Raw genomic sequence first — 24,052 nt, 5'->3', positions numbered from 1 at the left:
TTATCTAAGGTGCGCTCTAACAAATCATGCGTTCTTTTTTGTTAGAGCACACAGCAATTAATTTTCTTCTACTTCTAAATTCAGCTTGCTTGCAGCTTGCGCGTCATCTTCTTCCAGTTCACGCATATCAACTTCTTCTTTGTCACTTGATAGGATTTTTACGTCCATACCTAGACTTTGCAATTCTTTAATAAGCACTTTAAACGATTCTGGTACGCCAGGTTCCGGTACGTTTTCACCTTTTACAATTGCTTCATACGTCTTCACACGTCCAACGACGTCATCTGATTTAACAGTAAGAAGTTCTTGTAATGTGTATGCAGCACCATAAGCCTCAAGAGCCCAAACCTCCATCTCACCAAATCGCTGTCCACCAAATTGTGCTTTACCACCTAGTGGTTGTTGCGTAACAAGTGAATATGGTCCAGTCGAACGCGCATGAAGTTTATCATCAACCATGTGTGCTAGTTTGATCATGTACATAATACCAACAGAAACACGGTTATCAAATGCTTCACCTGTACGTCCGTCATAAAGAATAGACTTCGCATCTCGCGGCATACCCGCTTCTTCTAGTGTTTCCCAAACATCTTCTTCTGTTGCTCCATCAAATACTGGTGTTGCAACATGAAGGCCTAATTTTCTAGCAGCCATTCCAAGATGTAATTCAAACACCTGTCCGATATTCATACGTGATGGTACACCTAGTGGGTTAAGCATAATATCTACCGGTGTCCCATCTGGTAAAAATGGCATATCTTCTTCAGGGAGAATCTTAGAGATAACCCCTTTATTTCCGTGTCTACCAGCCATCTTGTCCCCTTCGTGTATTTTACGTTTTTGAACGATGTATACACGGACAAGTTTATTTACGCCTGGTGGTAATTCATCACCATCTTCACGGTTAAAGATTTTCACATCTAGTACAATACCACCCGCACCATGTGGAACACGTAGTGATGTATCACGCACTTCACGAGCCTTTTCACCGAATATCGCATGAAGTAATCGTTCTTCAGCAGATAGCTCCGTAACTCCCTTAGGCGTTACTTTACCAACAAGGATATCTCCATCTTTTACTTCAGCACCAACGCGAATAATTCCTTGTTCATTTAGGTTTTTAAGCGCGTCTTCACCAACATTTGGAATATCTCTTGTAATTTCTTCCGGTCCAAGCTTTGTATCACGAGCTTCCGATTCATATTCTTCAATATGAATAGATGTGTACACATCATCTTTCACAAGACGTTCGCTCATAATAATAGCATCCTCGTAGTTGTAACCTTCCCACGTCATAAATGCAATTAGAATGTTACGACCTAAAGCAAGTTCACCTTTTTCCATAGAAGGTCCATCAGCAAGGATTTCACCTTTTGTAACACGGTCACCTTCTTGGACAATTGGACGTTGGTTATAACAAGTACCTTGGTTAGAGCGGATATATTTTAGTAAACGGTAGCGATCAACGTCACCTCTTACTTCTTTTCCATCTATCTCGGATACACGACGTACGATAATTTGCTTGGCTTCCACACTTTCAACAATTCCTTCGTGTTTACAAATTACCGCTGCACCAGAGTCTTTTCCAGAAACATATTCCATTCCTGTACCAACAATTGGCGCTTCAGGCTGGATTAATGGCACAGCTTGTCGTTGCATGTTTGCACCCATTAACGCACGGTTTGAGTCATCATTTTCCAAGAATGGAATACATGCAGTTGCAGCAGATACTACTTGCTTAGGTGAAACGTCCATGTAATCAATCTTTTCACGTGATACAACGATGTTTTCTCCACGAAAACGAGCAATAACTTCTTCGTTTTGGAAGTTACCATCTTCGTCTACAGGTGCATTTGCTTGTGCAACAATGTAATTATCTTCTTCATCGGCTGTTAAATAATCAATATGCACTGTTAATTTACCTGTATCAGGATCGACACGACGATACGGCGTTTCAATAAAGCCAAATTTATTTACCTTAGCGTAACTTGATAATGAGTTAATTAACCCAATGTTTGGTCCTTCCGGTGTTTCAATCGGACACATGCGTCCATAGTGGGAATAGTGTACGTCACGCACTTCCATTCCTGCACGTTCACGTGTTAGTCCACCTGGTCCTAATGCAGATAAACGACGCTTATGCGTAAGTTCTGCTAATGGGTTAGTTTGGTCCATAAATTGCGATAACTGTGAACTTCCGAAGAACTCCTTAATCGACGCAATTACCGGGCGTATATTGATTAAATGTTGTGGCGTAATGCTTGATGTATCTTGAATCGACATTCTTTCTCTGACAACACGTTCCATACGAGATAATCCAATACGGAACTGATTTTGTAATAATTCGCCAACAGAACGTAAACGACGATTTCCTAAATGGTCGATATCATCGGTATTTCCAACCTGATATAACAGATTAAAGAAATAGCTAATGGATGCTAGTATATCTGCTGGTGTAATATTTTTGGTTGTAGAGTCGATATTTGCATTTCCAATTACATTTAAAATACGTTCTCCAGTTGGATCTGTTGGGTCGAATATTTTAACAGATTGTAAACGAATTGGTTCATCCAATATACCATCTTCGGGATTTAACACTTTCTCGTTTACCATGTTTTCGGCATCTTCTAAATGCGGAATGATTTTGTTTAAAAGTTTACGTTCTAATTTGTCACCTTTTTGAGCAATTACTTCACCAGTTTCCGGATCAACAATTGGTTCTGCTAGCACTTGATTAAAAAGACGATTTTTCAAATGAAGCTTTTTATTCATTTTATAGCGTCCCACATGTGCTAAGTCATAACGTTTTGGATCAAAAAAGCGCGAAACAAGTAAACTCTTTGCGTTTTCAACAGTCGGTGGTTCACCTGGACGAAGACGCTCATATATTTCTAATAATGCCTTTTCGGTTGTTTCTGTATTATCTTTTTCTAATGTATTAAGGAGGTATTCATTATCACCAATCAAATCGATGATTTCCTCATTTGCACTAAAGCCTAACGCTCTTAATAAAACCGTAATCGGTAATTTTCTTGTACGATCGATTCTTACGTGTACAACATCTCTTGCATCTGTTTCAAACTCTAACCACGCACCGCGGTTTGGTATAACAGTAGCTGCGAGACCTCGTTTTCCGTTTTTATCAATTTTCTCATTGTAATACACACTAGGTGAACGAACGAGCTGAGATACAATAACACGTTCTGCACCGTTAATGATAAATGTTCCTGTATCTGTCATTAACGGGAAATCTCCCATAAATACTTCTTGTTCTTTTACTTCACCTGTTTCATTATTAATGAGGCGTACTTTAACACGAAGTGGAGCATTATACGTAACATCCCTATCTTTTGATTCCTCAACGGGATATTTAGGTTCTCCCATACTATAATCGACAAATTCTAATGATAGATTCCCTGCGAAATCCTCAATTGGCGAGATGTCTTGAAACATTTCTCGCAAACCTTCCTCCAAAAACCATTCGTAGGAAGCGGTTTGAATTTCAATCAAATTTGGTAGTTCCAACACTTCGCTGATTCGCGCATAACTTCTACGTTTGCGATGCCGCCCGTACTGAATTAGTTGACCTGCCAACTGCTTCACCTCTCAAATCTTGAGTTATTTGTATGTTTTAAAGCTAATCATACATACAAGTGTGGATTGCTAAATTTATTTTAGAGAAGCCCTATATATTAGGAACTTCTTATACACAACAAGATAATACAGCGAACTAGCTCTAGACTAGTTTAAAGGTAATTCAAAAATACTTTTTCTAAGTAGATAATCTTATTAAATATTTGTGAATGCTCTTGTCAAAATTATGATAATAGGTTATCATTTTTAAATAGAAATAAGGTTTTATGTTCTCTATATACAAAAAGTCAACACGAACAATAACAGAAAAAAGGCTTTTCATCAAAAAAACCTTCACATATATATCGCGACCATCAAAAAGACGATTTTACCATTGTCCCCTGTTTGTATTAAATTATACCTTCCCTATATTTTCTAATCGTTTTCTCTTGACAAAAGAATTCCCATGTTAGCATTTAATAATATTATCACATTAACAATGCTAGGTCAAACCTTAATTGACTTTAAAATAAAATACCCCTTATCCTTTGCTACAACCTCAACATTCCCAAATAAGTCGCTTAACTTATTTTTTGTTGAAGGTGCCCCTTGCTTTTTCTGAATGACAACCCATAATTCTCCGCCACTATGCAATGCATCTTTACTTTCCTCAAACATAGCGTATGTAACTTTTTTTCCAGCTCGAATTGGAGGATTTGTTACAATAGAAGCGAATGTGTAGTTTGTTAAATTGGAAAACCGATCACTTCTTACAAGTTCGGCGTTCAGGATTGCGTTTCTTTGTATATTTTCCTTCGCTAACGCTAGCGCTCTTTCATTTACATCTGCCATTAGAATTTTCCGATCCTCAAAACTTGCCGCTAAAGCAATACCAATCGGTCCATAACCACACCCTAAATCTAGAATATCGCCGGTTATACGTGGAGCTGCAAATGTTTCAACAAGTAATCTTGAGCCAAAATCTACTTCGTTTTTTGAGAATACACCGACATCACTTGTAAATGTAAATGTTTTTCTCCGCAATTCATAGGTCCATGTCTTTGGTGAACTTTGTGATTGAGGTTGATGTGAAAAGTAATGTTCAGACATTGATTGCACCCACTTTATATATAGTAAGAGAAGATTGTCATTGTATACATAGAGCCCGTCGGTTGCCGACGAGCTCTTTATTTTTTATAAAGTTGTTCAAAAACAAGTTTGAACGAATATATCTCTATAAATAAATTATTTAACTTCTACAGCTGCTCCAGCTTCTTCAAGTTTAGCTTTAACTTCTTCAGCTTCATCTTTAGAAACGCCTTCTTTGATTGCTTTAGGTGCGTTATCAACAAGGTCTTTTGCGTCTTTTAAGCCAAGGCCTGTAATTTCACGTACTGCTTTAACAACTTTAATTTTAGATGCGCCTGCATTTTCAAGCACAACATCAAATTCAGTTTGTTCTGCAGCTGCGTCTCCACCTGCTGCTCCACCTGCTACAGCTACAGGTGCTGCTGCTGTTACGCCAAATTCCTCTTCAATAGCTTTTACTAAATCATTTAATTCTAGTACGGACATTTCTTTAATAGCATCAATAATTTGTTCGTTAGTCATGATTTTTCCTCCTATTTTTCACGTTTATTTTATAGTTAATCGTACTTTAAAAACTCAGTTTATTATGCGCCTTGCTCTTCTTTTTGTTCAGCAATAGCTTTTGTAGCATAAGCAAAGTTGCGAATTGGAGCTTGTAATACGCTAAGCAACATGGATACCATACCTTCGTAGTTTGGTAATGTTGCAAGTTCTTCAATTTGATCAAGTGTAGCAATCTTACCTTCGATTACGCCACCCTTAATTTCCAATGCTTCATTTTCTTTTGCAAAGTTATTCAAAATTTTAGCAGGTGCAATTACATCATCATTACTGAATGCAATAGCTGTTGGGCCGACTAGAGAACCAGTTAATTCTCCCAATTCCGCTTCTTCAGCTGCACGACGTGATAATGTGTTTTTATAAACTTTGTATTCAACCCCAGCTTCACGTAATTGCTTACGTAATTCTGTAACTTGTGCAACATCTAATCCACGATAATCAACTAATACAGTTGATTGGCTGTTACGAAATTTTTCTGTAATTTCTTGAACAACTTGTTGTTTAGATTCGATACTTGGCATTGTTCCACCTCCTAGAAAGATTCATTATACCGTACCTTTTGCAAGGCTATTTATATACGAAATAAAAAGCCTCCCAGATAGACACAAGGAGGCTTTATAACAATTATTATGTTATATAATCAAACACCTCGGCAGGAAAATTAAGCCATGTGGCCCCTGCTGTCTACGGTACAACGTATGCAATTGTTTTATTAACGAGATTTAGTATATCTAATTGTAATCAAAAAGTCAACTACCAATTAACGGAAGCTAGAAACATCAATTTTAATTCCAGGTCCCATTGTAGATGAGATTACAACGTTACGTAAATACGTACCTTTAGAAGCTTGAGGTTTTGCTTTTACGATTGTATCTGTCATTGCATTGAAGTTCTCAACTAATTTTTCATCATCAAATGAAACTTTACCGATTGGAACATGAATGTTAGCAGATTTATCAACACGATATTCAACTTTACCAGCTTTAATATCTTTAACTGCTTTTTCAACTTCAAATGTTACTGTTCCAGTTTTAGGGTTTGGCATAAGGCCTTTTGGTCCTAAAACACGACCTAACTTTCCAACTTCCGCCATCATGTCAGGAGTTGCCACGATTACATCAAAATCGAACCAGCCTTGGTTAATTTTGTTGATCATGTCTTGATCTCCCACAAAGTCAGCTCCAGCCGCTTCAGCTTCTTTTACCTTAGCACCTTTTGCAAATACTAATACACGTTGGGTTTTACCTGTTCCGTGTGGTAATACGAATGCACCGCGGATTTGTTGGTCTGCTTTCTTAGGGTCTACACCTAGACGATAAGAAACTTCAATTGTTTCATCAAATTTTGCTTTTGGTACTTGATTTAAAAGTTCAATAGCTTCTGTAATGCTATATGATTTTGAACGATCAATTAGCTTCACAGCCTCTTGATACTTTTTACCTCTTTTTGCCATTTTATTTCCTCCTCTAATGTGGTTATAACGGTAATACCTCCCACTTATAAAAGCACAAATGCTTTTATAAAGCTTGCACATGATGTTGTTTTGCAACATCTAGCTTGCCGTTAGAACAAACTATATTTCATACGAAAAGGTTGCGAGGTGCAAATTTCGCATACCGCAACCCTGCAAGATTTCGGAGATTAGTCTTCAATCTTAATACCCATGCTTCGTGCTGTTCCTTCAACCATACGCATAGCAGCTTCTACATCTGCCGCGTTAAGATCTTGCATTTTAGTTTCTGCAATTTCTTTAACTTGATCGCGTTTTAAAGTTGCAACTTTATTTTTGTTTGGTTCACCAGAAGCTTTATCAATGCCAGCTGCTTTTTTAAGCAATACGGCAGCAGGCGGAGTTTTCGTAATAAAAGTAAATGAACGGTCTTCAAATACTGTAATTTCAACTGGAATAATCAAACCTGCTTGATCTTGCGTACGGGCGTTAAACTCTTTACAAAATCCCATAATGTTAATACCAGCTTGACCAAGCGCAGGTCCTACCGGTGGTGCTGGGTTTGCTTTACCAGCTGGAATTTGTAGTTTTACCAACTTAATAACTTTTTTAGCCACGAGACACACCTCCTTAAAGTCCGTGATGTGGTAATAGGGGTTTTCCCCCTCCCACTCATGTTATATAAATGCTCTTCATTAGAGCATGAATAACAAAAGAATTTTAGCATGAAATAGCGAATTTTGCAAGTGATTTTTAGAATGCAAGAATAGTCCCGCATTTCAGTTGTTTGATATACCTTTGATCGTTACGACCATTCCTACTGTAATCATACACAAACAAAAGCACCTTCACATGGTACTAATAGTTTCTTAACCTACCTGTGTGTAGAACTTTACATTGTTTGACATGCATTCAAAATCTTTATTAAGATTTTTCAATTTGATTAAAATCCAATTCAACCGGTGTATCCCTTCCAAACATGTTGACAAGTACTTTTACTTTTTGTTTATCCAAATCAATTTGTTCAATTGTACCTTCGAAATTCGCAAATGGTCCATCTGTTACACGTACATTTTCATCCACTTCGAAGTCGATTTGCACAATTGCGTCAGCCATACCCATTCGTTTCAGAATGACATCTACTTCATCCGGTAATAACGGCGTAGGTTTTGTCCCCCCACCACTTGAACCGATAAAGCCAGTTACACCTGGCGTGTTCCGAACAACATACCAAGAATCATCCGTCATAATCATTTCTGTCAAAACGTAACCTGGGAACACTTTCTTTTTCACTACTTTTTTCTTGCCATCTTTTATTTCTGTTTCTTCGTCTTCTGGTATAATGACGCGGAAAATTTTATCTTCCATTCCCATTGTTTCAACACGCTTTTCTAAGTTTGCTTTAACTTTGTTTTCATAACCAGAATACGTATGGACAACATACCAACTTTTTTCCATAATATGAGGACAACTTGCTGTCCTTCCCTCCCTTATTATCTAGCATTTACGCCCTTAACTAACAGCTTTTTTATAGAGGCGATTCAAAAAATCCAGTAAAAATGACACGCTGGTACGGGGATTCACTTACTAAGCCCACCACGTCTTGTAGCGAATGCCGAAGTCACCGTATCCCGTGAGAGCTTGCTTACTTTTTTGATACTTACGTATTATTTAATACGTTCTATCCCTTAAAGTTAGGCCACCTCGAAGTTTCAATCCTTTTACCTTCTGTTTAAAACACGCAATTATCGTCATTTCCCTATGAATTTTAGGCAATTTAAAAAACCCGTTAAATAACCGGGTTTTATACAATACGTCTCATTTATCATCATTATAGCATAGTTTACGATTATTTATTCAAAGAAAAGATTTAAGAATTGCGAAATACCTAAATCAATTAAAAAGAAAAAGATAGCTACAAACGCAACTGTTGCGATAACAGTAATGGTATAGCTCGTTAACTCCTTACCTTTTGGCCAGGTAACCTTCTTCATCTCTTTCGATACATTCTTTAGAAAATTAATCATCGCTGTACCCCCCCAAATCTAACACATTACTTTGTCTCGCGGTGTAGTGTATGTTTTCCGCAAACTTTACAATATTTTTGAACTTCTAAGCGTGTAGATTGTATGGATACATTTTTATTCGTGGAATAGTTTCTACTTGAACAGCTTGTACACGCTAAAGTTATTTTTTTACTCATCGTTCTTTTCACCCCGATTGGGTCTTATCTCAATTTAATGTAGCACGGAATTATCATGATTGTCAACGTCATATTAACATGCTGTTACGCATTAAAATAACTTTACTTCTTTATTTTCTATTAATTGCTCTAGCTTGCGCTTCACGCGCTGTAACGCATTATCAACCGATTTCACATGACGCTTTAAATCAACAGAAATCTCTTGATATGTTTTACCATCTAAATATAAATGCAACGCCCTTCTTTCTAAATCACTTAAAGATTCTGCTAATTTAATTTCGATATCCCCGTGCTTTTCTTGATTAATCAAGAGTTCCTGCGGATCAATTGATTTGGAACCTGCAATGACATCCAATAATGTTCGATCAGATTCCTCATCGTAAATGGGCTTGTCCAGCGAAATATAGGAATTTAAAGGCAGGTGTTTTTGTCGTGTTGCTGTTTTAATTGCTGTAATAATTTGTCTTGTAATACAGAGCTCTGCAAATCCTTTAAACGACGTAAGCTTGTCCCCATCAAAATCACGAATCGCCTTATATAACCCAATCATGCCTTCTTGAATTATATCTTCTCTGTCGGCCCCTATTAAAAAATATGTCCGGGATTTGGCGCGAACGAAATTTTTATATTTGTGAATTAAATAATCTAGTGCCTGATCGTTTCCTTCGTGAATTAAACTTATAATTTCTTCATCATCAAGCTTACGTATATGTTTAAAGTTCAGTTCCAACTGGTTGACATTCACCCAGAATGACCCCCGATCATAAGCGGTAAATATAAGGTCATTATACATGAAGCGGTTTAATAACTCAATCATCTTCTTATTATAATTTTCCGATTATTGATATTTACAGGTTCTCACGGGACTTTACTATTTTACACCACGTCGCCACTTTTCAAATACAGCTAATACATTACTGTCCAATGGTATCGTTGATTTTGGCTTTACTTGGCTATGTTTGCTAATATTTTCTTCTATCTCATGTTCAACGTTTGTCATTTCAATATACAGTTCTCTCGCGGATTTACGTAAAGCTCCACTGCCAAATATATGTCGCTGTTCATCATAATCAGATGTTGCAACATATATTTGGTTTTTTACATTTTTTAAATCCTTCACTAACTTTTCAATACATTCATCCGCTGTTTCCTTTTCTCTCGTGAAAATGACATCTATTTTAAATTGTTTATACCTAGATTCTGTTCCCGACACGTAGTATGCATCAAATACGACAATTACCTTGTATCCGGAATATGCTTGGTATTCCGCCATCATTTCAACTAGTCGGTCACGGGCTTGACCCATATCTTTGTTTTTTAATTGCTTTAATTCATCCCACGCACCAATAATATTATATCCGTCTACTACGAGAATGTTCATCTTTTTTCTCCGAGTGGATACCTTTTCCTATATACTTCGTACAACAGTAAACTACATGCTACAGAAGCATTTAAAGAAGAAACCTTTCCTTTCATAGGTAGATTAACCGTCCAATCACATTTTTCTCGCACAAGACGACTCATCCCTTTTCCTTCATTACCAATTACAATTGCAATCGGTAATGTTCCATCTATTTGCCGATAATCTTCCTTTGCCTCTGCTTCAGTTCCAACAATCCACACATTACGTTGTTTTAATTCCTCAATTGTTTGCGCAATATTGGTCACCCTCGCAACAGGTACATATTCCATCGCACCAGCTGCTGTTTTAGCAACGGTAGCCGTTAAACCGACAGATCGTCTCTTGGGAATAATGACGCCATGTGCTCCGCTTGCATCAGCAGTCCGTAAGATTGAACCTAAATTGTGCGGGTCTTCTAATTCATCTAGTATGATAAAAAAAGGAGCTTCATCTCGCCCTTCTGCACGAGCAAATAAATCATCAATTTCTGCATATTGATAAGCTGCTACATAAGCAATAATTCCTTGGTGATTACCTTCTGTCAACTGGTCTAGTCGACTTCTTGGCACTCGTTGTATCACGATACCGGACGCCTTACAAAGCCTTTCAATTTTCCCACGGAAATTCGGGTTTAATTGTTCAGAAATAAGTATTTTATTAACAGATCTTCCCGATTGCAACAATTCTAAAATAGGGTTTCTACCTATAATCAACTCTTCATTCATTGTTTGAAGACCTCCTTCCTTCGTTATCATTTTCTCGCTCAATGAATGCTACCGCTTCAGTTAATAACTCTGACAACCGCTCTTCTTCCTTTGCTAAAAATAAATAGCCGATTAATGTCTCAAAAGCTGTACTATATCGATACGCTTGTACACTTGCATTTTTTGGAATAGAACCAGACTTAGCATTTCTTCCCCGTTGGACAATTTGTGTCTCTTCATCTGATAGCTTGCCATTTTGGAGCCAGGCCTTAATTATTTTGGCCTGGGCATTGGCAGAAACAAATGTAACCGTCTTTCTGTGTAACTGGTTCGGCTTCACTTGTCCTGAATGAAGGACATGTTCTCGTACAAATACTTCATAAACAGCATCCCCCATATAGGCAAGTGCCAAGCTCTTCATCTGTCGTATATCTTCACTCATGATTACCCTCTTTTCCAACGAACGCCTTGAGGAGTATCTTCTAATAAGATATTTTTTTCTTTTAGAAGATCACGTATTTCGTCTGCACGAGCAAAATTACGTGCCTTACGCGCTTCATTTCTTTCCTCAATTAGGGATTCTACTTCATCATCCAAAAGTTGCTCTTCTTGCTCTAACGCGATTCCCAAGACGCCAAGTATCGTTTCAATCGCACCCAAGAAAGCATCAATTACTTTCGTAGTTGTTTGCTTTTCTTGCAAGTACATATTTGCTTCTCTCGTAACATCAAATAATACGGATATTGCATTTGCTGTATTAAAGTCATCATCCATTTCCGCCTCAAATGCCATTTTAAATTGTTCAATCTTCGCTAACCATTCTTGTTCATCTGCAACCAAATTCATACTTAAAGATTTACGGTGTGTTAAATTTTCATATGCAGTTTTAATTCGATCCAGACTATTCTTTGCACCCTCTAATAATTCATTTGAAAAGTTAATCGGGTGGCGATAATGAACACTTAACATGAAAAATCGCACAACTTGCGGATCGTGTTCCGCTAATATATCCCGCGCTAAAACAAAGTTACCAAGTGATTTGGACATCTTTTCATTGTCAATATTGATATAGCCATTATGCATCCAATAATTCGCAAATGTTTTGCCGTTTCCAGCCTCTGATTGCGCAATTTCATTTTCATGATGCGGGAAAGTTAAATCCTGCCCCCCTGCATGAATATCAATCGTTTCACCCAAATATCTTTTTGCCATAGCCGAGCATTCAATATGCCATCCTGGTCTACCTTTTCCCCAAGGTGAATCCCAAGCAATTTCGTTTGGTTTTGCCTGCTTCCACAGGGCAAAGTCCAATGGGTCTTGTTTCTTTTCTCCCACTTGGATTCTTGCACCAGATCGAAGCTCATCTATTGACTGTTGGGATAGTTTTCCGTATCCGTCAAAAGCACGCGGTTTAAAATAAACATCTCCATCTACTTCGTACGCAAAGCCCTTCTCCACTAATCCTTTAATAAATGAAATAATATCGTCCATTGACTCTGTTACGCGTGGATGATGTGTCGCTTGCTTCACATAGAGCGCATTTACATCCTCTTTGTATGCTTCGATATACTTGTTCGCTACTTCCATCACTTCTTTACCAGATTCATTTGCTGTTTGGATAATCTTATCATCTACATCTGTAAAGTTTAACACGTAATCTACTTCATAACCTTTATACTCTAAATATCGTCTTACCGTATCAAAGGCAATAGCCGGCCTCGCATTACCAATATGAATGTAATTATATACAGTCGGGCCACAAACATACATCTTCACTTTATTTTCCACAATCGGCTTAAAAACTTCCTTCTTACGGGAAAGTGTATTATAAATTTTAATTGACATGTTTCATCCCCTCTTTCAGCTGTTCAATTTCTGCTTGCAATTTATTAATTTCAGCTTGCAGCCTATCACAATGTTCTTCTATTGGATCTGGTAAACGATGGTCCAAATTTTGTCTGACCGATTTACCATTTTGCCTTACTACACGACCCGGAATACCTACAACAGTTGCATGATCTGGTACATCTTTCAACACAACAGATCCGGCCCCAACTTTAGCATATTTACCAATTGTAATGGAGCCGAGGACTTTTGCTCCTGTCGCAATTAACGCATTATCCTTAATGGTTGGATGACGTTTCCCCTTCTCCTTTCCTGTTCCACCTAAGGTCACACCTTGAAAAACTGTTACATCATGGCCAATTTCACATGTTTCTCCGATTACAACCCCCATGCCATGATCAATGAAAAAGCGTCTACCAATTTTGGCCCCGGGATGAATTTCAATTCCTGTAAAAAAGCGATTTATTTGCGATATAACTCTTGCGATAAACCCCATTTTCCGTTTATAGAACCAATGAGCTATACGATGCCACCAAATTGCATGTAAACCAGAATATGTGAGAAATACTTCCATATAAGAACGTGCCGCTGGATCCTGTTCAAAGACAATATCCATATCCTCTTTCATACGTTTAAACATCTTTCCACCACCTATTATGAAAGCTATTTTTCCTCGATATACATCATGAAGAGCGCAACCAGCTGTTTACTTCGCACAAACCGGTCGACTCCATTCACCTATGTCCTATGCGTAGTGTTGCGCATATTTACTTCAGAAATCCATGCAAAACGAGGACAACTTCGATTCTTTCCTTACAAAATATAAAAAGCGCCCCCGTGCATAACTTGCACAGAGACGCCTTCGCGCGGTTCCACTCTGTTTGGAGCAATTAACTCCCAACTTTGGTGCTCTTTTAACGGTAGAGTACCGCCGTCATGTACTTATGTGTGTTTGTTCCCAAGCCTTGCAATCAATCTCTCTTTGAACAAGCACCATCATTTCCATAACGGGCTCCAAGGGGCACTTCAAAAAGGATACTTAAAATCACTTCCAGCCAAGGTGATTCTCTCTGTGTAAGTTCATTCTTTTTTACTTTCCCTTTTCAACGCTCATTTATTGTATTAATACTATATTACAGATTGAACCAAATGTGAACTATATCGTTACTTTTTCAATAGATTTATGCATTTAATTTCTTTAACACTTCGTCTAACCGCGCAATCACGACATCTTTACCAAGAAGTTCGATTGCAAGCGGTAATTCTGGTCCGTGTGTTTGCCCTGTTGTTGCAACACGGATTGGCATAAATAACTTTTTACCACGATGACCAGTTTCTTTTTGTGTTCCTTTTATTTGTTGTTTAATCTGGTCTTGTGTAAAGTCATCTAATTGAATTAACTTATCTGTAAAGACTTGCAACACTTCTGGCACTTGTTCCTCTTTTAATACTTCCATCGCCGCTTCATCATAATGAATAGATTCTTTAAAGAATAGATCCGTTAATTCAACGATTTCCTGGCCATAATGGAGTTGTTCTTGATATAGCCCAATAAGCCGTTTGGCCCATTCCTTTGTTTGCTCATCCATATCTTCAGATAGTTTGCCCGCAGCAACGAGGTGCGGTAAAGCCAAGTCTATAACAAATGCAGGATCTGCCTTTTTAATGTATTCACCATTCATCCATTTTAATTTATGCTTATCAAATATTGCTGCAGATGTGGATAGACGCGCTGGGTCAAATATCTCAACCAAAGTTTTTTGGTCAAAAATTTCTTCTTCGCCAACTGGTGACCATCCAAGTAGTGTAATAAAGTTAAATAGCGCCTCTGGTAAATATCCCATATCATGGTATTGCTCAATGAATTGGACAATATGCTGGTCCCTTTTACTCAACTTTTTCCGTTCTTCATTCAGAATGAGTGTCATATGACCAAATTTTGGCGCCTCCCAACCAAACGCTTCATAAATCATCATTTGCCTTGGTGTATTTGAAATATGCTCTTCTCCACGTAGTACATGGGTAATTTCCATCATATGATCATCAATCGCAACTGCAAAGTTATACGTCGGAATACCATTTTGTTTTACAATTACCCAATCACCAATATCGCCTGACTCAAACTTAATTTCTCCCCGGACAATATCTTGGAATGTATAAGTGACATGATCAGGTACACGGAAACGGATACTTGGTTTACGACCTTCCGCTTCAAACTGCGCAATCTGTTCTGCTGTTAAATCACGATGAGCACCAGAATATTTAGGAACTTGTCCGTTTGCACGTTGTTCCTCACGTTCTTGTTCCAATTCTTCTGCCGTCATGTAACATTTATATGCTAGACCACGATCAAGCAGGTCCTGCACATACTGCTGATAAATATCTAAGCGCTCCATTTGACGATACGGACCATATTCACCACCAACATCCGCACCTTCATCCCATTCAATACCTAACCATTTTAAATAATTAAGTTGACTTTCCTCTCCACCAACTACATTTCGCTTTTCATCAGTATCTTCAATCCGAATAATAAACTTCCCATTAAAATGCTTTGCATATAAATAATTAAATAGTGCAGTTCGTGCATTTCCAATATGTAAATGTCCTGTTGGACTCGGTGCATAACGAACCCTTACATCTTTAGTCATGGTGTTACCCCTTCCTTATTTTCAACTATAATCATTATAATTGCGTTAAACATCGTCTATAGTTATTAAATTATATCTCATTAAGTATATCAAAAAACAGTACCATCTATACAGAATAAAGCCCTTTGTATACAACTACAATGTTTATTATGTTACATCTAGCAGAAAATAGCACAAAAAGTGATAACGTTGACGCAGTTATCACTTTTTGTGAAGATAAAATACTAGTTTTTTATAAATAATTACGATAGATTACAATGCTCTTTCTCTTTCCAACAATTTCGGCTTTGCAAAGATCATGCGACCTGCAGATGTTTGCAATACACTCGTTATAATGACCTCAATCGTTTTTCCGATAAAATGGGCACCTTCCTCGACTACAATCATCGTACCATCATCAAGATAAGCAATTCCTTGATTTTGCTCTTTCCCGTCCTTGATGACTTGAACCATTAATTCCTCACCAGGTAACACAACTGGTTTTACCGCATTTGCTAGATCGTTAATGTTTAACACACGGACGCCTTGTAAATCGCAAACTTTATTCAAATTAAAGTCATTTGTTACTAACACACCGTCCATTACCTTTGCCAATTTAATTAGTTTACTATCTACTTCTTGAACATCTTCAAAGTCACCTTCGTAAATTTCAACTTTTATCGGCAATTCTTTCTGTATGCGATTTAACACATCCAAACCACGTCTACCCCGATTCCGTTTCAACACATCTGACGAATCGGCGATATGTTGTAATTCACCTAACACAAACTGCGGGATAACAATCGTTCCTTCCAAAAAACTTGTCTGACAAATATCAGCAATGCGCCCATCAATAATTACACTTGTATCTAATATTTTGGGCTTTGGGACCACGGTTTGGGCTTGCTCTTCATCGACCGAACGCTTTTTATCACGATCTTTTTTAGCTAATAAATGGACAAATTCCTCACGTCTTCTAAAACCAACTTGAAAGCCAAGGTAGCCTAATAGTATCATGAGAAAAAGTGGAATGATTTGTGAAATAATCTTAATATTAATATCTTGTAATGTTATATTAATCAAGTACGCGATGACTAGACCGATAATTAATCCGATACTTCCAAAAAACAAATCTCCAACTGGTACTCTTATTAAGGCATCTTCAATCCATTTTAAAAGGTTCACAATATAACCAGCAATCCCATACGAAATAGAAAATAAAATAAGTGCGCCTAATACAGAGCCAAAATACGGTGACTGTGCCCAACCTGCCTCCGTAACGCCAAGTAGACGAACTATATCAGGCATATACAGAAAACCTACTGTAGCACCTGTTATAACAAAAAACAGATGTACGATCTTTTTTAACATACCACTATCACCTCCTACACATTATTATTACCTTATACCTTAAAAAAATAACCATTAAATTCAAAATGAATGTATAAACCCCTCTAAATCATAACATAGGTCAAAAAAACAATCAATTTAGTAAAACTATAAATTTTATCACACTTAAATACCAAAGTCAATTAAACACATAGTATAATAGTAACAAAAAGTACATAATGATACTCAATATGGCAAATTTTACCTATGAGTACTTACCTAGCTAAGCCGAAATCCATTGCTTCTTGAACAGAATCTACACCAATTACTTGGATAGTTTGTGGTACTTTCCATCCATCTAAATTTCTGCGAGGACATATTACTCGTTTAAAACCGAGTTTTGCTGCTTCTTGTACACGTTGTTCAATTCTCGACACGCGACGAACTTCTCCAGTAAGCCCAACTTCCCCTATGAATATATCTTCGGGTCTAGTCGGTTGGTTACGAAAACTAGAAGCAATACTTATTGAAACAGCCAAATCAATAGCGGGCTCGTCTAACTTTACACCTCCAGCTACTTTCACATAAGCATCTTGGTTTTGTAACATAAGACCCACACGTTTTTCCAAAACTGCCATTAAAAGCGGAATACGATTATGATCAATCCCCGTTCCCATTCTACGCGGGTTTCCAAAACTAGATGGCGAAATAAGGGCTTGAATTTCAACTAAAACAGGCCTTGTACCTTCCATTGAAGCAACAACCGTTGAGCCGGCCGCTCCTTCAGAACGTTCTTCTAAAAAGATTTCTGAAGGATTCATTACCTCTTTCAATCCTTCTTCTTTCATTTCAAATATACCCATTTCATTTGTACTTCCAAAGCGGTTTTTAACACTACGTAAAATACGATACGTATGATGCCGTTCACCCTCAAAATAAAGTACTGTATCAACCATATGCTCCAACATACGCGGACCGGCAATGGCACCTTCCTTCGTTACATGGCCAACAATAAATATCGGGATATTATATGTCTTTGCAACTCTCATCAGTTCTCCCGTACATTCGCGCACCTGTGAAACACTACCTGGTGCACTCGTTACTTCTTCGCGAAAGATAGTTTGAATTGAATCCACCACTACGAGCGAAGGCTTTAACGTCTCAATTTGTTTCACAATATCAAATAAGTTCGTTTCCGATAAAACAAATAACAAATCCGATTTAATACTTAGGCGATCCGCACGTAACTTCGTTTGACGTGTGGATTCCTCCCCTGATATATACAACACAGGTAATTGCTTATCTGCTAATAGAGAAGAAATTTGTAGTAATAATGTCGACTTTCCAATACCAGGATCTCCACCAATTAACACAAGCGATCCAGGTACAACTCCTCCGCCTAAAACACGATTAAACTCTTTCATTTTCGTCGTAATTCGTGGCTCTTTTTCTGATTCAATTGCCGTTATTTTCTCTGGTTTTCGAACCGTTGTTCCCGTAGAGAAAGTATGACGATGTTTAGATTTCCCCGTCATTTCGACTTCTTCTACGAGTGAATTCCAATTATTACAGCCTGGACATTTCCCCATCCAACGAGGGGTTTCATAACCACACTCTTGACAAACAAATTTTGTTTTTCTTTTTGACACTTTACTCTATCCTCTCCCATTGTTCAAATATCTAATTGAACAGGTCTACTATATATTGTATACGAATTAAATAACTAGAAAGTTACAGAAACCTATCATTTGTATGAAATTCAACCATATTTTTGCCACATTTAAAAAAGAAAGCAGCTGCATAGCTCACATAAAAACTGCGTCCTACCATATATGTCGGGTTCAGCATTGTTACAAAAAGGCAAGTGTAAAGCCAATATCATACATATTGAAGGGAAAAGCTGGAGTTATCCCTCCAGCTTTTCATCATTTAGTTAAGAAAGAATAATAAATTCTCCCTTATTATTAAGGCCAATTTTTACCTTTTCTCCCTTTTTAACATTTCCTTGCAGTAATTGTTCAGAAAGGAGATCTTCAACATGCTTTTGAATCGAACGACGTAATGGCCGTGCACCATATTCTGGTTCAAATCCTTCCTCCGCAATTTTTTCCAATGCCTTATCTGTTAAGCTAAAGTCAACTTCTTGTTCTTTTAATCGGTCATGTAAGTCTTTTACCATTAATGTCACAATCTTCTTCATATGCTTTTTCTCTAAGGAATGGAATACAATCGTTTCATCAATTCGGTTTAAAAATTCTGGCCTAAAGGATTTCTTTAATTCATCCATTACTTTTGACTTCATATCCTTATATTGCTGATTTTCATCTTCAAGTGTAAAGCCAACATATTTATTACGCCTTAATTCACTTGCACCTACGTTAGACGTCATAATAAGCACTGTATTGCGGAAATCAACAAGTCTACCTTTAGAATCAGTTAAACGACCATCTTCAAGTACTTGTAATAATATATTAAACACTTCCGGATGTGCCTTTTCAATTTCATCTAATAAGACAACAGAATATGGCTTTCTTCTAACCTTTTCTGTTAACTGACCACCCTCTTCATATCCAACATATCCTGGAGGTGAACCAACTAGTCTTGAAGTTGCGTGTTTTTCCATATACTCGGACATATCAATTCGAATCATTGCATCCTCGTCTTCAAACATCGTTTCAGCTAACGCCCTAGCTAGTTCTGTTTTACCAACTCCTGTTGGGCCAAGGAAGATAAACGAACCGATTGGTCGCTTCGGATCTTTTAATCCCGCACGCGCCCGACGGATTGCAGCCGAGATAGCTTTGACTGCCTCTTCTTGGCCAATAATTCGGTGATGTAATTCCTTTTCTAAGTTTAGGAGTCGATCTGATTCACTTTTCGTCATCTTCGCTACTGGAACACCCGTCCAGGCAGATACGACACCCGCAATATCTTCAACGGTAACTTTAGAATCTTGTCTTCCTTGTTTTTCTTTCCACTTATTCTTTGTCGTTTCTAATTCTTCACGTAAACGTTGCTCCGAGTCACGCAAAGATGCGGCCTTTTCAAATTCTTGACTTTGCACCGCAGCATCCTTTTCTTTCCGTACTTCTTCTAGCTTTTGTTCCAATTCCTTTAAACTCGGTGGAATTGTATACGAACGCAAACGTACTTTTGATCCCGCCTCATCAATTAAGTCAATCGCCTTATCAGGTAGAAATCGATCGGTAATATAGCGTTCAGATAATTTTGCTGATGCCTCAATTGCTTCATCCGTGATCGTGACGCGGTGATGTGCCTCATAGCGATCTCTTAAACCTTTTAAAATTTGAATCGATTCTTCTACAGTAGGTTCATCCACTTGAATAGGCTGGAATCTTCGCTCAAGTGCTGCATCTTTTTCAATATATTTTCGGTATTCATCTAATGTCGTAGCACCAATACATTGCAGTTCACCACGAGCTAACGATGGTTTTAAAATATTCGACGCATCAATTGCACCTTCTGCACCACCCGCTCCAATTAATGTGTGTAATTCATCAATAAATAAAATAACATTTCCAGCTTGGCGAATTTCCTCCATGACCTTTTTCAAGCGGTCCTCAAATTCACCACGATATTTCGTACCAGCAACAACTGTACCCATATCAAGTGTCATGACACGTTTATCACGCAATGTTTCAGGTACCTCGTTATGAACAATTTGCTGTGCTAAACCTTCTGCAACCGCTGTTTTCCCTACACCAGGTTCCCCAATTAATACTGGGTTATTTTTCGTTCGGCGACTTAAAACTTGAATAACACGCTCGATTTCCTTACTTCTACCTATTACAGGATCTACTTTACCTTCCTTCGCACTCTCCGTTAGATCACGTGCAAGCGAGTCAAGTGTCGGCGTATTTGCACTTGTACTTTGTGCACGCCCCTGACGTCCAGCTTGTGACTCATTACTGCCCAATAATTGTAATACTTGTTGTCTCGCCTTATTGAGGCTGACACCCAAATTATTAAGTACACGTGCGGCAACACCTTCGCCTTCGCGAATCAGACCTAACAATATATGTTCTGTTCCAACATATGAGTGGCCAAGCTTTCTCGCTTCATCTTGCGATAGCTCCACAACCTTTTTCGCACGCGGTGTATAATGATGCATCGCTTGTACTGGTTGGTTTCCTTTACCAATTAGTTTTTCAACTTCTTCTTGAATTTTAGAGATTTCCAGACCAAGAGATTCCAAAGCTTTTGCCGCAATCCCTTCACCCTCACGAATAAGTCCTAATAAAATATGTTCTGTTCCAATATTATTATGTCCAAGTCGTGCGGCTTCCTCTTGTGAAAGTGCCAGCACCTTTTGAGCGCGTTCCGTGAATCGTCCAAACATCATATTTATTACCTCCTCTAAATTAAAACTACTGCGGTAAATATTTGTTTCTACTACACTATTTACATCCTATGTATACCGAATAAAAATGAAACATGGTTTTTATGCCTCTATTCGTAGACGTTCACGAATTAATGAAGCACGTAAAATATCACGTTCATTCGCAGTTAATGTCTTTTTCGCATAATGTTGTAAAAACCCCGGTTGCGTCACAACCATTAATTCATTCAAGATGCTATGTGATTCATCCTGTATTAAATCTAAGTCAATACCAAGTCGAACATCAGACAAACGATTAGCTGCCTCTTTTGACTCAATGATTCTGCTATGCTTTAAAATACCGTATGAACGAAAAATACGATCCTCCAACTGAACACCTGATTGCTCCATTAATCGCTTTCTTGCATTTCGTTCATGCGTAATTAATTGCTGGACAACACCTTGTAGATCTTCAATAATATCTTCTTCAGATTTCCCCAGTGTTGTTTGGTTGGATATTTGAAATACTTTACCTAAAGATTCGCTACCCTCACCATATATCCCTCTCACTACAAGTCCTAGCTGATTAATGGCTGGTATCATTCGATTTAATTGCTTCGTTAACGTTAAAGCAGGTAAATGCATCATGACTGAAGCACGCATTCCTGTCCCTACATTAGTTGGACAACTCGTTAAATAACCACGTTTTTCATCAAATGCAAAATTCACCTTTTCCTCTAACCAATCATCTAATTCCAATGCTTCGTTTAATGCATTATTCAATTGAAACCCCGGATAGTAGAGTTGCATACGGATATGATCTTCTTCATTAACCATGATGGATACTTGTTCATTTTTAGAAATAAGCGCAGCTGACGTCTGTGCATTCTTCGTAAGTAGGGGACTAACTAAATGCTTTTCTACTAGAACCATCTTTTCGATTGTAGATAAATTTCGAATTGATATAAACTCAAAATCTTGATAGTCTTTAAAAGATGTATGTTCATATTCCTTCTTAAAGAACTGATGAATTCCTTCTAAATCTTGCAACTCCGCAACAATCGGAAATGGCTTATCTGCGAAGTTTCGCGCTAACCGTATACGACTACTTAATACAATGTCACCATCAGGACCTTGTTCTCGCATCCACGGACTAATTGCTTCATTCATAAAATGTCGCAATGTCATACTTCATCACCCGCTTCTTTATTTCGTATTTGGCTTTCCAAGTCTCTTATTTGGTCTCTTACAACTGCGGCATCTTCAAAAGCTTCATTTTCTATTAGTTGGCGTAGCTTTTCCTTATAAGTATCCAACTGCTTTTTTAAATGGAGATGTCCACCTCGACGTTTCGGTATCTTTCCAGCATGTTTAATGTTGCCATTATGCACCCGACGGAAGATAGGATCTAATTTGTCGGAAAACGTATGATAACATTCTGCACAACCAAATTTGCTAATCCGCTTAAACTGCGTAAGTGTCATTCCACATGACGGACACTGTATTTCCTTCGTTGTTTGAAAGGGTGACTTTGAAGTATGGTTCACTTTAGGGTTTTCAAAATTGAACAAGCCCTTCAATAAGTCATGTAGAGAGTAACCTTCTTCAGAATTTGGTAGAATATATCCCTTTTCCTTCGCGCAAACTTCGCAAACATGGACTTCATGTTTATTACCATTGCTAACCTGGGTATAATGCAATGTTGCAGGCCGTTGATGACATTCTTGGCATTCCATTTTCAACTCCCCCTTTTAATTGTTTAATTTTTTTATTCCGTAGGCTGAAATTCTTATCATAATAATGAAGTACAATTAAATTCAAGTTGGATAACTTTATTTCGACTTTTATTAAAACAAAGGCCATCTTGAATTCCATACCTATTGCTACACATCTTACTCTTTTACCCGAATTCATACGATAGTAAAACCTATTTTTCAAAATATTTTAATGTCTGCAAAATACTTGTAAATATCCGTGCACGAATTTCGTCTCTAAGCGGCAATTTAAATGCCAAGGTCTCCCGATCTAAAGCACTAAGAATAATACGCGCCTCACGCTCTGTTACAATTTCTTCCTCCATAAGACGGTCCAATACATCAATTGTTGTTTGTAAAGATACAGAAGGATTAATTAACGCTATAATTTCATCAATCATTTCCGACTTATCATGATGCTGAATGCGGATGATTCGAATGTATCCACCACCACCACGCTTACTCTCTACAATATAACCTCTTTCCATCGTAAAACGCGTATTAATGACATAGTTAATTTGTGATGGAACACATTGGAACTGGTCAGCAATTTCACTTCTTTTTATCTCTATTACGTTCTTACCTTTTGCCTTTAATATTTCTTTTAAGTATTGTTCAATGACATCTGATATATTACGCATAAAGCCCACCTCCTAACCTCACATGAGCTCTAAAGATAGCAGCTTTTTGACTTTGACTATCTTTGACTTTATTATCATTATACGTCAAAATGTCCCAGATGCCAACCACCTTCTATTCATTTATTGTAGTCAAATTATAGTTATAAAAAACATATATTTTATATATATTTATATTTCATACAAAATAACACAATCTTATTATCCTTTTAATGTGATACGAACAGATGACCCGATAAAAGAGCAGAGAAAATTCAATAGAAGTAATGATTATTTTTCATGCGATTTCATTACGTTGTGCATCTTGATGTAAAGATACTATTCATTTATTCACTGTTGCAGTCAACATATGACGTTACGAAAAATACTGTCCTCAAAAATTACTTACTGTCGAATGATGAAATTAATTAATTTGTATAAACAAGAAAACGACGCTGGAGAGATTTGACCACCAACGTCATATATTGTACAACCACCAAAATGCAATACCAACGTCATTTGACGTAGGGTCTTTATTTACATCAAAAAACCCATG

At 37.6% G+C, this 24,052-nt stretch carries 22 protein-coding genes and 2 other annotated features; all 22 genes read right to left on the bottom strand.

Features of this window, described 5'->3' with window-relative positions:
• Positions 1–57: 57 nt before the first annotated feature.
• Positions 58–3,594, bottom strand: a complete 3,537-nt coding sequence (gene rpoB / locus ACFFIS_RS07890) for a DNA-directed RNA polymerase subunit beta (protein ID WP_390186883.1) — start codon at positions 3,592–3,594, stop codon at positions 58–60.
• 486 nt (positions 3,595–4,080) lie between these two features.
• A complete protein-coding gene (locus tag ACFFIS_RS07885; RefSeq protein WP_320380896.1) occupies positions 4,081–4,683 on the bottom strand; it encodes a class I SAM-dependent methyltransferase in 603 nt (200 codons plus the stop codon).
• Positions 4,684–4,818: 135 nt separating this feature from the next.
• Entirely contained in the window at positions 4,819–5,184 is a 366-nt protein-coding gene (gene rplL / locus ACFFIS_RS07880; RefSeq protein ID WP_390186882.1) for a 50S ribosomal protein L7/L12, read from the bottom strand.
• 62 nt (positions 5,185–5,246) lie between these two features.
• The gene (gene rplJ, locus ACFFIS_RS07875) at positions 5,247–5,744 is read right to left on the bottom strand and encodes a 50S ribosomal protein L10 (protein ID WP_320380895.1); all 498 of its coding nucleotides are present in this window, start codon (positions 5,742–5,744) and stop codon (positions 5,247–5,249) included.
• 53 nt (positions 5,745–5,797) lie between these two features.
• Positions 5,798–5,931, bottom strand: a sequence feature (ribosomal protein L10 leader region).
• A 52-nt stretch (positions 5,932–5,983) separates the two neighbouring features.
• The gene (rplA, locus tag ACFFIS_RS07870) at positions 5,984–6,676 is read right to left on the bottom strand and encodes a 50S ribosomal protein L1 (protein WP_320380894.1); all 693 of its coding nucleotides are present in this window, start codon (positions 6,674–6,676) and stop codon (positions 5,984–5,986) included.
• A 188-nt stretch (positions 6,677–6,864) separates the two neighbouring features.
• Positions 6,865–7,290, bottom strand: coding sequence for a 50S ribosomal protein L11 (rplK, locus tag ACFFIS_RS07865; RefSeq protein ID WP_320380893.1), 426 nt, complete (start codon positions 7,288–7,290; stop codon positions 6,865–6,867).
• Positions 7,291–7,597: 307 nt separating this feature from the next.
• Complete coding sequence (gene nusG, locus ACFFIS_RS07860; protein ID WP_390186881.1) at positions 7,598–8,131, bottom strand: transcription termination/antitermination protein NusG; 534 nt, start codon at positions 8,129–8,131, stop codon at positions 7,598–7,600.
• Positions 8,132–8,526: 395 nt separating this feature from the next.
• Entirely contained in the window at positions 8,527–8,700 is a 174-nt protein-coding gene (secE, locus tag ACFFIS_RS07855; protein WP_320380892.1) for a preprotein translocase subunit SecE, read from the bottom strand.
• 26 nt (positions 8,701–8,726) lie between these two features.
• Complete coding sequence (gene rpmG, locus ACFFIS_RS07850) at positions 8,727–8,876, bottom strand: 50S ribosomal protein L33 (protein WP_320380891.1); 150 nt, start codon at positions 8,874–8,876, stop codon at positions 8,727–8,729.
• A 91-nt stretch (positions 8,877–8,967) separates the two neighbouring features.
• A complete protein-coding gene (gene sigH, locus ACFFIS_RS07845; protein WP_390186880.1) occupies positions 8,968–9,621 on the bottom strand; it encodes an RNA polymerase sporulation sigma factor SigH in 654 nt (217 codons plus the stop codon).
• 126 nt (positions 9,622–9,747) lie between these two features.
• Positions 9,748–10,257, bottom strand: coding sequence for an NYN domain-containing protein (locus ACFFIS_RS07840; RefSeq protein ID WP_320380890.1), 510 nt, complete (start codon positions 10,255–10,257; stop codon positions 9,748–9,750).
• Complete coding sequence (gene rlmB / locus ACFFIS_RS07835; RefSeq protein ID WP_320380889.1) at positions 10,254–11,003, bottom strand: 23S rRNA (guanosine(2251)-2'-O)-methyltransferase RlmB; 750 nt, start codon at positions 11,001–11,003, stop codon at positions 10,254–10,256. The genes ACFFIS_RS07840 and rlmB overlap by 4 nt, the downstream gene beginning before the upstream one ends.
• Entirely contained in the window at positions 10,996–11,424 is a 429-nt protein-coding gene (locus ACFFIS_RS07830) for a Mini-ribonuclease 3 (protein ID WP_320380888.1), read from the bottom strand. The genes rlmB and ACFFIS_RS07830 overlap by 8 nt, the downstream gene beginning before the upstream one ends.
• Positions 11,425–11,426: 2 nt before the next feature.
• Positions 11,427–12,827, bottom strand: a complete 1,401-nt coding sequence (gene cysS / locus ACFFIS_RS07825) for a cysteine--tRNA ligase (protein ID WP_390186879.1) — start codon at positions 12,825–12,827, stop codon at positions 11,427–11,429.
• Positions 12,817–13,467, bottom strand: a complete 651-nt coding sequence (gene cysE, locus ACFFIS_RS07820) for a serine O-acetyltransferase (protein ID WP_390186878.1) — start codon at positions 13,465–13,467, stop codon at positions 12,817–12,819. The genes cysS and cysE overlap by 11 nt, the downstream gene beginning before the upstream one ends.
• 209 nt (positions 13,468–13,676) lie before the next feature.
• Positions 13,677–13,943 (bottom strand) — a binding site (T-box leader).
• 65 nt (positions 13,944–14,008) lie between these two features.
• Positions 14,009–15,478 carry a glutamate--tRNA ligase gene (gene gltX / locus ACFFIS_RS07815; RefSeq protein WP_390186877.1) on the bottom strand — a complete coding sequence of 490 codons (1,470 nt, stop codon included), beginning with the start codon at positions 15,476–15,478 and terminating at the stop codon, positions 14,009–14,011.
• A gap of 252 nt (positions 15,479–15,730) precedes the next feature.
• A complete protein-coding gene (locus tag ACFFIS_RS07810) occupies positions 15,731–16,828 on the bottom strand; it encodes a PIN/TRAM domain-containing protein (RefSeq protein WP_390186876.1) in 1,098 nt (365 codons plus the stop codon).
• 233 nt (positions 16,829–17,061) lie between these two features.
• Positions 17,062–18,435 carry a DNA repair protein RadA gene (gene radA, locus ACFFIS_RS07805; protein ID WP_390186875.1) on the bottom strand — a complete coding sequence of 458 codons (1,374 nt, stop codon included), beginning with the start codon at positions 18,433–18,435 and terminating at the stop codon, positions 17,062–17,064.
• A 284-nt stretch (positions 18,436–18,719) separates the two neighbouring features.
• Positions 18,720–21,149: an ATP-dependent protease ATP-binding subunit ClpC gene (gene clpC, locus ACFFIS_RS07800; protein WP_390186874.1), complete on the bottom strand. Its 2,430-nt coding sequence runs from the start codon at positions 21,147–21,149 to the stop codon at positions 18,720–18,722.
• Positions 21,150–21,248: 99 nt separating this feature from the next.
• Positions 21,249–22,313, bottom strand: a complete 1,065-nt coding sequence (gene mcsB, locus ACFFIS_RS07795; RefSeq protein ID WP_320380887.1) for a protein-arginine kinase McsB — start codon at positions 22,311–22,313, stop codon at positions 21,249–21,251.
• Entirely contained in the window at positions 22,310–22,861 is a 552-nt protein-coding gene (mcsA, locus tag ACFFIS_RS07790) for a protein-arginine kinase activator protein McsA (protein WP_390186873.1), read from the bottom strand. The genes mcsB and mcsA overlap by 4 nt, the downstream gene beginning before the upstream one ends.
• Positions 22,862–23,052: 191 nt before the next feature.
• Positions 23,053–23,520, bottom strand: a complete 468-nt coding sequence (locus ACFFIS_RS07785) for a CtsR family transcriptional regulator (protein WP_320380884.1) — start codon at positions 23,518–23,520, stop codon at positions 23,053–23,055.
• Between the last annotated feature and the right edge of the window lie 532 nt (positions 23,521–24,052).

The sequence above is a fragment of the Paracerasibacillus soli genome (assembly GCF_042432965.1).
In the GTDB taxonomy this organism is placed as follows: domain Bacteria; phylum Bacillota; class Bacilli; order Bacillales; family Amphibacillaceae; genus Paracerasibacillus; species Paracerasibacillus soli.
This window is presented reverse-complemented; position numbering and strand designations above follow the sequence as displayed.

Coding starts and splice junctions, on each gene's coding strand:
- ACFFIS_RS07885 (WP_320380896.1), bottom strand. CDS start 4,683: ATGTCTGAACATTACTTTTCACATCAACCTCAATCACAAAGTTCACCA.
- rplL (WP_390186882.1), bottom strand. CDS start 5,184: ATGACTAACGAACAAATTATTGATGCTATTAAAGAAATGTCCGTACTA.
- rplJ (WP_320380895.1), bottom strand. CDS start 5,744: ATGCCAAGTATCGAATCTAAACAACAAGTTGTTCAAGAAATTACAGAA.
- rplA (WP_320380894.1), bottom strand. CDS start 6,676: ATGGCAAAAAGAGGTAAAAAGTATCAAGAGGCTGTGAAGCTAATTGAT.
- nusG (WP_390186881.1), bottom strand. CDS start 8,131: ATGGAAAAAAGTTGGTATGTTGTCCATACGTATTCTGGTTATGAAAAC.
- secE (WP_320380892.1), bottom strand. CDS start 8,700: ATGATTAATTTTCTAAAGAATGTATCGAAAGAGATGAAGAAGGTTACC.
- rpmG (WP_320380891.1), bottom strand. CDS start 8,876: ATGAGTAAAAAAATAACTTTAGCGTGTACAAGCTGTTCAAGTAGAAAC.
- ACFFIS_RS07840 (WP_320380890.1), bottom strand. CDS start 10,257: ATGAACATTCTCGTAGTAGACGGATATAATATTATTGGTGCGTGGGAT.
- rlmB (WP_320380889.1), bottom strand. CDS start 11,003: ATGAATGAAGAGTTGATTATAGGTAGAAACCCTATTTTAGAATTGTTG.
- ACFFIS_RS07830 (WP_320380888.1), bottom strand. CDS start 11,424: ATGAGTGAAGATATACGACAGATGAAGAGCTTGGCACTTGCCTATATG.
- cysS (WP_390186879.1), bottom strand. CDS start 12,827: ATGTCAATTAAAATTTATAATACACTTTCCCGTAAGAAGGAAGTTTTT.
- cysE (WP_390186878.1), bottom strand. CDS start 13,467: ATGTTTAAACGTATGAAAGAGGATATGGATATTGTCTTTGAACAGGAT.
- gltX (WP_390186877.1), bottom strand. CDS start 15,478: ATGACTAAAGATGTAAGGGTTCGTTATGCACCGAGTCCAACAGGACAT.
- ACFFIS_RS07810 (WP_390186876.1), bottom strand. CDS start 16,828: ATGTTAAAAAAGATCGTACATCTGTTTTTTGTTATAACAGGTGCTACA.
- clpC (WP_390186874.1), bottom strand. CDS start 21,149: ATGATGTTTGGACGATTCACGGAACGCGCTCAAAAGGTGCTGGCACTT.
- mcsB (WP_320380887.1), bottom strand. CDS start 22,313: ATGACATTGCGACATTTTATGAATGAAGCAATTAGTCCGTGGATGCGA.
- mcsA (WP_390186873.1), bottom strand. CDS start 22,861: ATGGAATGCCAAGAATGTCATCAACGGCCTGCAACATTGCATTATACC.
- ACFFIS_RS07785 (WP_320380884.1), bottom strand. CDS start 23,520: ATGCGTAATATATCAGATGTCATTGAACAATACTTAAAAGAAATATTA.